Source organism: Mesorhizobium sp. BR1-1-6, from assembly GCF_020165355.1.
Lineage (GTDB): Bacteria > Pseudomonadota > Alphaproteobacteria > Rhizobiales > Rhizobiaceae > Mesorhizobium.
The window spans coordinates 128,108-141,182 of record NZ_JAIUHZ010000004.1 but is presented as its reverse complement, the minus strand read 5'-3'; the positions used below and the strand labels follow the sequence as shown (position 1 = coordinate 141,182).

The 13,075-nt window shown below is 64.4% G+C and carries 10 protein-coding genes; 9 read left to right on the top strand and 1 reads right to left on the bottom strand.

Translation table 11 applies throughout. The features are described from left to right. Positions 1-48 precede the first annotated feature (48 nt). The 3 genes from LB545_RS10640 to LB545_RS10630 are packed head-to-tail and all read left to right on the top strand — an operon-like array spanning position 49 to position 3,921. On the top strand, positions 49-1,002 hold the full coding sequence (locus LB545_RS10640; RefSeq protein WP_140649174.1) for an ABC transporter permease: 954 nt from the start codon (positions 49-51) through the stop codon (positions 1,000-1,002). Further along, positions 999-1,877: an ABC transporter permease gene (locus LB545_RS10635; RefSeq protein ID WP_140497909.1), complete on the top strand. Its 879-nt coding sequence runs from the start codon at positions 999-1,001 to the stop codon at positions 1,875-1,877. The genes LB545_RS10640 and LB545_RS10635 overlap by 4 nt, the downstream gene beginning before the upstream one ends. Then, positions 1,870-3,921, top strand: coding sequence for an ABC transporter ATP-binding protein (locus LB545_RS10630; protein ID WP_140497907.1), 2,052 nt, complete (start codon positions 1,870-1,872; stop codon positions 3,919-3,921). The genes LB545_RS10635 and LB545_RS10630 overlap by 8 nt, the downstream gene beginning before the upstream one ends. 22 nt (positions 3,922-3,943) lie before the next feature. Here the strand turns inward: LB545_RS10630 and LB545_RS10625 are convergent, their stop codons facing one another. Continuing rightward, a complete protein-coding gene (locus LB545_RS10625; RefSeq protein ID WP_140497905.1) occupies positions 3,944-4,846 on the bottom strand; it encodes a LysR family transcriptional regulator in 903 nt (300 codons plus the stop codon). A gap of 114 nt (positions 4,847-4,960) precedes the next feature. Between LB545_RS10625 and LB545_RS10620 the strand changes: the two genes are divergently transcribed. The 6 genes from LB545_RS10620 to LB545_RS10595 all read left to right on the top strand — a co-directional run bounded on the left by LB545_RS10620 (position 4,961) and on the right by LB545_RS10595 (position 13,069). Further along, positions 4,961-6,616, top strand: a complete 1,656-nt coding sequence (locus tag LB545_RS10620) for an ABC transporter substrate-binding protein (protein WP_140649046.1) — start codon at positions 4,961-4,963, stop codon at positions 6,614-6,616. Positions 6,617-6,789: 173 nt separating this feature from the next. Continuing rightward, the gene (locus LB545_RS10615; RefSeq protein WP_140649045.1) at positions 6,790-7,659 is read left to right on the top strand and encodes a DUF427 domain-containing protein; all 870 of its coding nucleotides are present in this window, start codon (positions 6,790-6,792) and stop codon (positions 7,657-7,659) included. 80 nt (positions 7,660-7,739) lie between these two features. Continuing rightward, positions 7,740-8,504, top strand: coding sequence for an SDR family oxidoreductase (locus tag LB545_RS10610; protein WP_140649043.1), 765 nt, complete (start codon positions 7,740-7,742; stop codon positions 8,502-8,504). 449 nt (positions 8,505-8,953) lie between these two features. After that, a complete protein-coding gene (locus LB545_RS10605) occupies positions 8,954-9,928 on the top strand; it encodes an ABC transporter substrate-binding protein (RefSeq protein ID WP_140514717.1) in 975 nt (324 codons plus the stop codon). Positions 9,929-10,004: 76 nt separating this feature from the next. Next, on the top strand, positions 10,005-11,090 hold the full coding sequence (locus LB545_RS10600) for a glycine betaine/L-proline ABC transporter ATP-binding protein (protein WP_224705003.1): 1,086 nt from the start codon (positions 10,005-10,007) through the stop codon (positions 11,088-11,090). Then, the gene (locus LB545_RS10595) at positions 11,087-13,069 is read left to right on the top strand and encodes an ABC transporter permease (protein WP_140629163.1); all 1,983 of its coding nucleotides are present in this window, start codon (positions 11,087-11,089) and stop codon (positions 13,067-13,069) included. Before LB545_RS10600 ends, LB545_RS10595 begins: the two co-directional genes overlap by 4 nt. Positions 13,070-13,075: the final 6 nt, after the last annotated feature.

Here is a 13,075-nt window from a genome sequence, read left to right as displayed (position 1 = left end):
TAACAGCCAGCTTCCTGACGGGAGCTGGCTACTCAGGGAGTGTTAGCCATTCTCTCCTTCCTTGTCCGGCGCGTCTCGCTTTCGCTCGTCACGCTGTTCCTGCTCAGCATCATGGTCTTTCTGGGCGGACAGGTGCTTCCAGGCAATGTCGGGCGCGCCATATTGGGGCCGTTCGCCGACCAGCGCGCCGTCGATGCGCTCAACCATTCGCTCGGCGTCGACCGGCCACTGCTTGCCCAGTACTGGAGCTGGATTTCAAACTTCGTCCAGGGCGACATGGGCACGTCCTACATCTTCCGCTCGCCGGTCGCCCCCTTCGTCATCGATGCGCTGGGCAATTCGATGAAGCTGGCGGCGGTCGCCTTCGTGCTGGTGGTGCCAATCGGCATCCTTGGCGGCGTCGTCGCGGCCCTCAACCTCAACCGGCCGCTCGACCGCATCATCAGCCTTGGCGGCCTGTCGGTGACGGTGCTGCCGGAGTTCGTCTCCGGCATCATCCTGATCCTGATCTTCGGTGTCTGGCTGCGCTGGCTGCCGATCTCGGCGGCATGGCCGCGTGATGCCGGTTTCTTCACGCAGCTTTACTACCTGATCCTGCCGGCGCTGCCGCTGTTCCTGGTGCTGTTCGGCTATATCGCGCGCATGGCGCGCTCGGGCATGATCGAGGCGCTCGATTCCGACTATACGCGAACCGCGGTGCTCAAGGGCCTGCCCTGGCGCACGGTGATCTGGCGCCATGTGCTGCGCAATGCGCTGCTGCCCACCATCACCGTCATTGCCACCCAGACCGGCTATCTCATCGGCGGCCTCGTGGTGATCGAGACGCTGTTCCGCTACCAGGGTATCGGCTCGCTGATCTTCACCGCTGCGCGCGGCAAGGATTTCCCGATGCTGGAATCAGGCATCCTGACCATCGGCATCGTGTATGCCGTGGCCACCCTTGTGGCCGACTTCCTCTATTCCGTGCTCAATCCACGCATCCGGCTGGGGTCAGAACAATGAGCGCCGTCCAGACCAGTCCCGCCAGACAGGACGACACCCGCCAGCGCAGCCCCCTGGCGGAGGTTTTGTCCTCGCTGCTTCGCTCCGGCACCTTCCTCGTCGGCATCACCATCGTGCTGTTCTGGGTCGCCTGTGCGCTGTTCGGCGAACATTTCGCGCCCTACGATCCGCTCGCCGACGACATCATCAACGCGCTGGCGCCGCCTTCGGCCGAACACTGGTTCGGCACCGACCAGATCGGCCGCGACGTCTTCTCGCGCGTCATCGTCGGCTCGCGCGACATCCTGACCGTGGCGCCGCTGGCGACATTGCTGGCGACGGTGGCCGGCACGGCGCTCGGGCTGCTCACCGGTTACTTCCGCGGTATCGTCGACGATGTCGTCAGCCGCATCCTGGAAGCCTTCATGGCAATCCCGGTGGTGATCGTGGCGCTGCTCGCCATCGTGGCGCTCGGCACGTCCAAGACCACCGTCATCGTGGTCATCGGCCTGAGCTTCGCGCCGATCATCGCGCGCACCGTGCGCTCGGCGGTGCTGGCTGAGCGCGAGCTCGACTATGTCGCCGCGGCCCAGCTCAGGCATGAGAGTGCGCTGCATACGATGTTCGTCGAGATCCTGCCCAACGTCATTCCGCCGATCCTGGTTGAAACGACCGTGCGGCTTGGTTATGCCATTTTCGCGGTTGCCACGCTTTCCTTCATGGGCTTCGGCATCCAGCCGCCGTCGCCGGACTGGGGGCTCTCGATTTCCAGCAATTACGGCATGATCGGCGGCGGCTTCTGGTGGACCGTGCTGTTCGACGCGCTCGCCATCGCCTCGCTGGTGATCGGCGTCAACCTGGCGGCCGACGGCGTGCATGGAGCCTTCAATGACTGAACCCTCCAAGACCCGGAAGGCCAAGGCCCAGAACGCACTCGACCTCGACGACCTGTCGGTCGCTTATCGTGTTTCGGGCCGAAACCGGGCGGTGCTGCGCAATCTCAGTCTCACCATCGGCCAAGGCGAGGCCTATGGGCTGGTCGGCGAATCCGGCTGCGGCAAATCCACAGTCGCCCTTTCAGTCGTGCGCTACCTGCCGCGAAACGGTTCGATATCAGGCGGCGCGATCTCGCTCGACGGCCAGGACGTCATGAAGCTCGATGCCGAGGCGCTCAGGCAAATGCGCGCCGAAAGCGTCTCCATGGTCTATCAGGACCCCGGCAAGGCGCTCAACCCGTCGATCCGCATCGGTCGCCAGCTGACCGAGATCTTCGAGCTTGGGGGCAAAACGGGGCAGGCAGCCGAGGATCGCGCAATCGCCATGCTGAACCGGGTGCGGATCTCCGATCCGGCCAGCGTCATGCAACGCTATCCGCACCAGCTTTCCGGCGGCATGCAGCAGCGCGTGGCGATCGCCATGGCGCTGGCCAACGATCCTTCGATGCTGATCCTGGATGAGCCGACGACCGGCCTCGACGCGACCGTCGAAGCCGAGGTGCTCGACCTGATCGCGCAGCTGCGGCAAGAATTGTCGGCCTCGATCCTGTTCATCAGCCACAATCTCGCCGTCGTCTCCAACATGTGCGATCGCGTCGGCGTGCTCTACGCCGGCATGCTGGTCGAGGAAGGACCGACGGAGGCCGTCTTCAACGATCCGCGCCACCCCTATACGGTAGCGCTGCTGCGCTGCCTGCCACGCGGCGGCCAGCGCAAGGACCAGGGCCGCCTCGACACCATCCCGGGCTTTTTGCCCGGCATCGGGGCCGACATCAAGGGCTGCCCCTTCGCCGACCGCTGCGCTCTCGCTACAGACCGCTGCCGCAACGAGTTGCCGCCGCTCTACGAGCTGGGCGGCCGGCTGTCGCGCTGTCACTATCACGAGAAGGCGCAATCCCTCCCGCGCACGACGCCCAGCGACGCGCCCGCCGCGCCGAAAGCCGCAGCCACGCCGGTATTGCGGGTCGCCGGGCTGAACAAGACCTTTGCCAGCCATGGCCATTCGCTGCGCGCGGTGAAGGACGTGTCGCTCGATCTCAGGCCGGGCGAAACGCTCGGGCTGGTCGGCGAGTCCGGCAGCGGCAAGACCACTTTCGCCAGGCTGCTGCTCGGCCTCGTGCCGCCCGACGACGGCGGCAGCATCGAGCTCGAGGGCAAGGCGCTGGCGCCGCGGCTGGGGGACCGCAGCGACGACCAGGTCAAGGCGATGCAGATCGTCTTCCAGAATCCGGACTCCGCACTCAACCGGTCGCATTCGATAAGGCATCTGATCGGCCGCGCGCTGAAGCGGCTGGCGGGCTTGAGCGGCAAGGCGCTCAAGGCCCGCCTCGACGACCTCGTCCGCTCGGTGCGGCTGACCGACCGGCATCTGGCCGTGAAGCCGCGCCAGCTGTCGGGCGGACTGAAACAGCGCGTTGCCATAGCGCGCGCCTTCGCCGGCGATCCACGCATCGTCGTGTGCGACGAGCCGACCTCGGCGCTCGACGTGTCGGTGCAGGCCGCGATCCTGAACCTGCTCGCCGATCTGCAAGCGAAGGAAGACGTCAGCTACATCTTCATCTCGCATGATCTTGGCGTGGTGCGCTACCTCTCCGACAAAATCGCCGTGCTCTATCTCGGTCGCATCATGGAGCTTGGGCCGTCGGAGGACGTTTTCTCCGGCCCGCATCATCCCTACACCGAAGCGCTGCTGTCGGCCGTGCCCAGGCTCGACCAGACCGAGACGGCGCGCATCCGTCTCGACGGCGAAATCCCCAGCGCCACCAATCCGCCGCCGGGCTGTGTCTTCCACACGCGCTGCCCACGCAAGATCGGCCCGATCTGCGAACAACAGGAACCGCCGCTGGCCGAGGCGCGCCCCGGACACTCGATCCGTTGCCATATTCCCTATGTGGAACTCGCCAGGCTGCAGAGGCCGGCAGCGGTCGACACCGAGCCGGCGTAGCCGAACATACGGCCCCTGCCCTTCACGGATGGCCGGCCATGCTGAAGGACCGGTCGCCCTCGGCAAAGCCCTGCTCGCCGGCCCAATCCCTCGTCAGTGCCCGCAATCCCGCCAAGGCCACGTCGAGCACATCCGACGACGCCGGATTGCTGGGATAGGCAAGATAGATCGGCCGCTGGAACACGGGCGTGTTCGCGACGCGTTTCATTTCGCCGCGCTCGATATGGCCGCTGACGGCGCTGAGCGGCAGATAGGCGGCGGCTTGCTGCGACAGCACGTGCTGCAAACCGATGAAGACCAGGCCGGCCGAAATGGCCGGCTTGACCATGCCGGCAAACGCCCGATCATGCTCGATGCGGAATTCGAGCCCCCAGTCCATCAGTATGTAGTTCTCGGTCCATGGCTTCGTCTGCGCGGCATGCTGGACAAGCACGACCTGATCGACGGCCAGCGTTTCGTAAACGATGCCGGGATGCGGCCGCGGCAGATAGAGGATGCAGATGTCGAGCAGGCCTTCGGCCAGTTGGTCGATCGCCAGATCGGGAAAACTGCCCTCGAGCCGTAACGCAACGTTCGGCCGCTCGGCGCGCATCCATTCGACCCATGGCGAAGTGATGCGCTCCCACAGATAGGCGGGCGCGGTCAGCCGCAGCAGTGTTTCGTAGCCATCGGGAACGGCGATGTCCTGCCTCGATTGCTCCCAGGTGCGGGTGATGGCGGACGCATGCGGCAGGAACTGGCGGCCGGCCGGCGTCAGCGTGATGCCATCGCGGTCGCGGATGAAAAGCCGTCGCCCCAACTGCTCCTCCAGCACTCTTATCCGCGCACTGACGGTGGACTGGGCAAGGTTCAGCCGATTGGCCGCGACGGTGAAGCTGCCATGCTCGGCAATCTCCAGGAAACTGCGCAGGTTTTCGGTGTCCATGCCTTGGCTCTCCGCATCGAAAATTCCGATGCCCCCTATCAAAAAATATCGCTTTCCGCTCGCGGTCAACGATGAACTAGATGGCCTGCCCCAAGACAAGCGAGGATTGCAGCCATGCCGAAGCATTTCGAGAGGATCGATATCGCCCGCCGGAATCTCACTGCAATCGAAAATTCCGCTGTCGACGAATTGCTGGCCGGCCGGCTCGACCGGCGCGATTTCCTGCGCCATGGCAGCGTTCTCGGCCTTTCGCTGCCGTTCTTGGGCAGCCTTGTCGCCGCCGCCGGTCTCGGCACGCAAGAAGCCCGCGCCGAAGGCAAACCGGGCGGCACGGTGCGCGCCGGCGTGGCGCCGCCAGGCGGGGCCATCGATCCCGTCACCTACTACGACAGCGGCAGCTACCAGCTGGTTTTCCAGACCGCCGAATTCCTCTGCGTCACACAGCCGGACCTCACGCTGAAGCCGGTGCTGGCGGAAAGCTGGTCGCCGAACGAGGACGGCAGCGTCTGGACGTTCAAGCTGCGCAAGGGCGTGAAATTCCACAATGGCGAGGACTTCAAGGCCGACGACGTCGTCGCGACCTTCGACCGGCTGGCCGACCCGGACGGGGCCTCGAACGCGCTTTCGGTGTTCAAGGGCCTGCTGTCGAAGGGCGGCACCCGCAAGGTCGACGACCACACCGTCGCCTTCCATCTCGACGTGCCGAACGGCAGCTTTCCCTATTCGGTGTCGATCGACAACTACAATGCCGTCATCCTGCCGGCGAGCTACAAGGGCGACTACGAAAAGACCTTTGAAGGCACCGGCCCGTTCCGGCTGGAGAGCTACACGCCGAAAGTCGGCGCTACCTTCATCCGCAACCCCGATTATTGGGGCGAGAAGGCGTTGCCCGACCGGCTCGAGTTCAAATTCTACGGCGATGTCCAGCCGCGCATCCTGGCGCTGCAGGCCGGCGAAGTGGACATTCTCGACGCCGTTCCGCTCGATGTCAGCCAAGTGGTGCTGAACAGCCCCGACATCACCGTGCTGCGCGTCGCCTCGACCGCGCACCGCCAGCTCCACATGCGCTGCGACATGGCGCCTTTCACCGACAAGCGCGTGCGCCAGGCGCTGGCGCTGTGCATCGACCGTTCCAAGCTGGTGGATGGGCTGTGCCGCGGGATGGCGGCGACCGGCAATGACAGCCCGTTTGCGCCGGCCTTTCCCGCGACCGACAGAACGGTGCCGCAGCGCGCCCAGGACATCGCCAAGGCCAAGCAGCTTATGGAAGCCGTGGGCCTCGGCAGCGGCTTCGACATCACGCTGACGACGCTGCGCTACTCCGACATTCCCGGCTACGCGCAGCTGTTCCAGAACTTCGCCAAGGAGATCGGCGCGCGCGTCTCGCTCAACATCGAGGACCAGGACAAATATTACGGCAAGGCGGTGTTCGGTCAATCGGACTGGCTGGACAGCCCGCTCGGCATCACCGACTACGCCCATCGCAGCGTGCCGAACGTCTTCCTGAAAAGCCCGCTGGTCAGCGACGGCCCGTGGAATGCGGCGCATTTCAAGAGCGCCGCCTATGACGGCATGGTCAATTCCTATCTCAAGGCGCTCGACATCGGTGCGCAGCGGGCGGCGGCGTCAGACATCCAGAAGCTGCTGCTCGACGAGACGCCTGTCATCTTCAGCTATTTTCCCGACCTCCTGGTGCCGGTGCGCAAGAATGTCAGCGGGCTGCCGCCGATCGCCGCCGGCCTGCTGCTCGACCGGGTGTCGCTGGGATAGAGGCTGGATGGACAATTTCTGATTTCGGGCGGCGAGGCTATCCGCCAGCGGGCTGCGAAGGGCGATGGGGGGCCATTGTTCGAGCCGCTCGACTCAGGAGAAGCCCGCCGCCCGGAAACCCACTCCGATACGATGACTCAATCCAGGTCCATCTCGCTTTGCGCGAACACTCGATGACAAAAGAAAAGAAACGGGAGACTACCATTCGCAAGCCTCATTTGCGCGGCCGCGGGCCGCATTTTCCCTTGCTCGACACGATCGTGCAGTATGAGTTCGAGCCCGGCTACGTCGCCTTCACCATGCCGATGCAGAAGCGGCTGCGCGTGCAAGTGGGATCGATGATCGTCGCCGACACGACCAGGGCGCTGGTGTTCTACGAATCCGATCACCTGCCGGTCTACTACTTCCCGATGAGTGACGTGCGCGAGGAGTTCCTGCTGCCGAGCAGGACGACGACGGAAGATCCGTTCAAGGGCCTGGCCACGCACTACTCGCTCAACACCGGCATCACGCTGGTCGAGGATGCCGCCTGGCGCTATCTCGACCCGGTCAAGGGCTGTCCGCCGATCGCGGACTACATGTCCTTCTACTGGCCCAAGATGACGCATTGGTATGAGGAGGACGAGGAGATCTTCGTCCACGCCCGCGACCCGTTCCGGCGGGTCGACTGCCTGCCGTCCTCACGGCGGGTGCAGGTCATCCTGGACGGCGAGCAGGTCGCCGATTCACGGCGCGGCGTGTTCCTGTTCGAGACCGGCCATCCGGTACGCCATTATCTGCCAATCTCCGACACGCGGCTCGATATGTTCGCGCCCAGCCGCTACATCTCGCGCTGCCCCTACAAGGGCATCTCCAACTACTATCACGTGACGACGGGCAAGAAGCGCCACGAGAACCTCGTCTGGTACTATCCGGAGCCGGTGCATGAGGCGGAGCGCATCAAGGGCCTGGTCTGCTTCCATCACGAACTGGTCGACAAGATCCTGGTCGACGGCGTCGAGATCCCGAAAGAAGCCACGGCCGCCTCCAACGGCTATTTCTAGCCGTGTCGCCATGCCCGCGCTGAAGGCTTGATCGGAACGCGGGACAGCGCATACCCTCCCTGAAGCAGGGAGGACTATCGATGGATCTTTTCAAGCTGGACGGCGATGTCGCGCTGGTTACCGGTGCCGGCAGCGGCATCGGCCAGGCAATCGCGATCGGATTGGCGCAGGCCGGCGCCGACGTCGCCTGTTTCGGCCATGCATCGAAGGGCGGGCTGGAGGAGACCGCACAGCGTATCACCGCGCTTGGGCGCAAGGCGCTGGTGCTGACGGGCACGGTGACGTCCGAGGGCGATCTCGCGGCGGCGACCGACCGCGTCGAGAGCGAACTCGGCGCCCTGACGATTGCCGTCAACAATGCCGGCATCGCCGGATCGGAGCCGGCCGAGACAATGGCCCTGGAGACGTGGCGGAAGGTGCACGAGGTCAATGTCGCCGGCGTGTTCCTGTCCTGCCAGGCCGAAGCGCGCAAGATGCTGGCGCGGCGCAAGGGCTCGATCGTCAACATCGCCTCGATGTCGGGCACCATCGTCAATCGCGGGCTGACGCAGGCGCATTACAATTCCTCGAAGGCCGCCGTCATCCACATGTCGAAGAGCCTCGCCATGGAGTGGGCCGACCGCGGCCTGCGCGTCAATGTGGTCAGCCCGGGCTACACGCTGACGCCGATGAACAAGAGGCCCGAGGTGGCGGAGGAGATCAAGATCTTCAAGCGCGACACGCCGATGGGGCGCATGGCGACGCCCGAGGAAATGGTCGGGCCGACCGTGTTCCTGGCCAGCCGCGCGTCGAGCTTCGTCACCGGCCTCGACCTGATCGTCGATGGCGGCTACGTCTGCTGGTAAGGTGGCTCGGCAGGCGGGTTGGGTGCGACCTCGCCTGCGGTCCGAATTATGCATCCAGCAAGCCTTAGTCATTGCGCGCGATAAGTGTTGGTATATATAATTTCATCTCATGAAACGGTTCTGGCGATGGGGCTTGCCGGGCCGATAGCCGAGGTCAGGGGACCCTGATGGCTCGCATTTTGCAGGGCGCCATAAGGCTGGCAATCGACCGGCAGGTGATCGCTGTCGCAGCGATCCGTCGGCAGCTATGACGCCGACCCTCTCAGCACCATTTCCGCAAATCAAAAACTCAGCACAATCCCGCCTGCGCCGGTTTTGGCCGCGCCATGGCGGAAACGGCCTTGCGCAAAGGCAGGTCTTTCCAACACAATCAAGAAAAAACCCAACAAGGGCAGAAAGACGCAAGAAGGGAACGAACGATAACCGTCACAGCTTGAAGGAGAACAAGCATGTCATTTCGGAGCAGAGTTTCTAAACTGTCCCTGGGCGCCGCCGCGCTCGCGGCACTGAGCCTGCCAACGCTTTCCGTCCACGCCGCAGCCCCTGAATCCAACGACCCCATCAAGATCGCGCTGTTCGACTGGACCAGCGTCAACCTCAACGCCAAGATTCTCGGCGGGATTCTCGAAAAGCTCGGCTACACCGTCGAATATCCGACCGCCGACTACCTCTCCAGCCTGACCACCGGTCTCACCAATGGCGACCTCGATATCGGCCTGGAATTCTGGGACACGACCGCCGGCGAGGCGATGAAGGCTTCCGACGCCACCGGCCAGACCGAGCGCCTCGGCAAGCTCGGCCCCAAGGCCAAGGAAGAGTGGTGGTTCCCCGAATATATGAAGGAGAAATGCCCCGGTCTGCCCAATTGGGAAGCGCTGAAGGACCCGAAATGCGCCGAGGCTTTTTCGACAGCCGAGACGGCACCCAAGGGTCGTTATCTCGGCGGTCCGGTGACCTGGGAGGGTTTTGACGACGAGCGCGTCGAGGCACTCAAATTGCCATTCACCGTCATCCACGCCGGCACCGACGCGGCGATGTTCGCGGAGCTGGATTCGGCCTATCAGCGCAAGGCGCCGATCATGCTGTGGATCTATTCGCCGCATTGGGCGCCGGCCAAATACAAGGGCGAATGGGTTGAATTCCCCGAATACACGCCCGAATGCTACAGCGACCCGAAATGGGGCACGAATCCCGACGCCAAATATGATTGCGGCAAGCCGCATGGCGAGATCTGGAAATACGCCTGGAACGGCATGAAGGACAAATGGCCCGTCGCCTACAAGGTGGCCAAGGCCTACACGGTCGACACCGACGAGCTCAACAAGATGAGCGGCGAGATCGACCTCGGCGGCAAGACGCCGGAGGACGTCGCCGCCGCCTGGATCGCCGCCCACGAAGCCGACTGGAAAGCCTGGGCACAGTGATCGCTCCGACTGGAGAATGAGACCCGGCCGTCGATCGGCCGGGCCTCAATCGTCGATATTCCAGAAGGACGCTTGAATGCCTGACAAGACCGAACAGGGATCGAACGCCGCGGGCGCGCCAAAGGATGCCCGCCCGATAAAGCTGGCCTGCCGCAATGTCTGGAAACTGTTCGGTTCGAACGCGGCCAGCTTCATCCGCGAGCGCGACGGCAAGGCCAGCATGGCCGATGTCGCCGCTGCCGGACTGGTCGGGGCGGTACGCGGCGTCGATCTTGAAATCCGCCAGGGCGAGGTCTTCACCATCATGGGGCTCTCGGGGTCGGGCAAGTCGACCCTGGTGCGCTGCATGTCGCGTCTGGTCGAGCCGACGCACGGCAAGGTCGAGTTCGAGGGCAAGGACCTGCTCGAGATCTCGGATGCGGCGCTCATCGAACTCAGGCGCCATCGCATGGGCATGGTGTTCCAGAATTTCGCGCTGCTGCCGCATCTCAACGTGCTGGACAACATCGCCTTTCCGCTCAGCATCCAGGGGCAGGACCGCGCGACGCGCGAAGCACGCGCCCGCGACGTGATCGAGCTTGTCGGCCTGCGCGGCCGCGAGCATTTCTATCCGCGCGAACTTTCAGGCGGCCAGCAGCAGCGTGTCGGCATCGCCCGCAGCCTGGCGACCAAGCCGGAGATCTGGTTCCTCGACGAGCCGTTCTCGGCGCTCGACCCGTTGATCCGCCGCGAGATGCAGGACGAGCTGATGCGATTGCAGACCATGCTGCACAAAACCATCGTCTTCATCACCCATGATTTCGACGAGGCGATAAGGCTGGCCGACCGCATCGCCATCATGAAGGATGGCGAAGTCATCCAGATCGGCACGCCGGAGGAGTTGGTGGTTGATCCCGCGACCGACTATGTCGCCGAATTCACCCGCGACGTCGACCGCGCCAAGGTGATCTCGGCGAAGAGCCTGATGCGCGCCTGCGACGGCGCCGAGCATGGCGGCACGGTGGCGCCAGAGGCCAAGATTGCCAGCTTCTCGGCCAGCATCGTCGCGGCCGGCAGACCGTTCGCGGTGGTCAACGGCAGCGGCAAGCCGATCGGCGAAGTCACGCCGCAAGCGGTGATCGACCTGCTCGCCGGCATCGAGCGGTCAGGAGCCGGTGCATGACAGTAACGGCAAGCGCCAGTGGGACGAGGCCGCGGCCGGCGCAGACCCGGCTGCTGGTCTGGGCCGCAGCGCTTGCCGTGGTGCTGGTCGTGTTCCTGCTCCAGGACAGTCTCCCCTGGGCTGCCAACTATCCGGCCGAGGCGATCGTGCCGGTCGCCGATTGGGTCAGCGCCCTGATGCGCTGGATAAAGATAAACCTGTCATGGCTGACGCGGTCGATCACTGCCGTGCTCGGCGTGCCGCTCGATTTCGCGCTCGACCTTCTGGCAAAGAATTTCAAGATCGGTCACGGCGCCGACGCCTATGTGCTGCCGCGCCTGTCCTGGATCGGCATCTGCGCGGCGGCCTTTGTCGCCGGGCATGCGGCTGGCGGGCGCAAGCTCGGCATGCTGGTCGGCGGCTGTTTTCTCTACATCGCGCTGTTCGGCCAATGGACCAGCGCCATGCTGACGCTGGCGCTGATTTCCATCGCCGTGCCATTCTGCATCGCCACGGGATTGTTCGTCGGCATCTGGGCCTGGCGGAAACCCTGGGCGGAGCGGCTGGTGGTCTCCCCTGCCCTCGATCTGATGCAGACCATCCCGACCTTCGCGTACCTCATCCCGATGCTGCTTCTGTTCGGCAACAGTCCGGTTTCGGCGATGATCGCCACCGCCATCTTCGCCACCCCGCCAATGGTGCGGGCAACGATGCTCGGCCTGTCGCGGGTGCCGTCCGAGATCGACGATTTCAGCGAGATGGCCGGCTGCACGGCGCGGCAGAAACTGTGGCGCGTGCTTTTGCCGTCGGCGCGGCCGACGCTGATGGTCGGCGTCAACCAGGTGATCATGCTGGCGCTGAACATGGTGATCATCGCCTCGATGATCGGCGCCGGCGGGCTAGGCTATGACGTGTTGCTGGCGCTGCGTGCGCTGAAGGTCGGCGAAGCCATGGAAGCGGGGCTGGCCATCGTGGCGCTGGCCGTCGCGCTCGACCGGTTGAGCCAGGCCATCGCCGCCAACCACGCAAAAGGTCACGTCCACCGGCAAGTCCAGCCCGCCTTCTGGCGGCGCTATCCCAATCTGACGCTGGCCGTCGCCATCCTGATCGTCACCACACTGCTTGGCCTCTTCGTGCCTGCCTTTGCGGCGGTGCCGAAGGCGATCACCTTCACCACCGCGCCATTGTGGAAAGCGGCGGTGAATTGGGTGACGATCAACTTCTTCGATGTCATCGAGGCGTTCCGCGTGGCGCTGATCCTTAACGTGCTGAACCCGGTGCGCGCCTTCTGCGAAAGCTTTCCGTGGCTGGGCGCGGTATTTCTGCTCGGCCTTGCCGGCTATCAGCTTTCCGGCCTGCGCCTGGCCGCTCTGGTGGCAGTGCTGACCGCCTTCTGCGCCGTCACCGGGCTGTGGGAAAAGACCATGGCGACCGTCTATCTCTGCGGCATCTCGGCCTTCGTCGCTTGCCTGATCGGGATTCCGATCGGCCTGATGGCCGCGCGCAGCGACCGCGTCGAGAAGGTGATCACGCCCGTCATCGATACGCTGCAGGTACTGCCCTCCTTCTGCTTCATCATTCCGGTGGTGATGCTGTTCCGCGTCGGTGACGTCACCGCGATGATCGCAACGATCGCCTTCGCCGTGGTGCCGGCGATCCGCTACACCAATCACGGTATCAGGCAAGTGCCGCCGGCACTGATCGAGGCGGCCAAGGTTTCGGGCTGCACGCCGCGCCAGACTTTCTTTCGCGTGCAATTGCCACTCGCGCTGCCCGAGATCATGCTGGGCGTCAACCAGACGATCCTGATGGCTTTGGCGATGATCATCATCTGCGCCATGGTCGGCACCCGTGATCTCGGCCAGGAGGTGTTCATCGCGCTGTCCAAGGCCGATTCCGGCCGCGGCATCGTGGCGGGCCTCGCCATCGCCTTCATCGGCATCGTCGCCGACCGGCTGTTCAATGCCTGGACGGCGAAAGCACGGGCGAGGCTGGGTTAAAGCTCA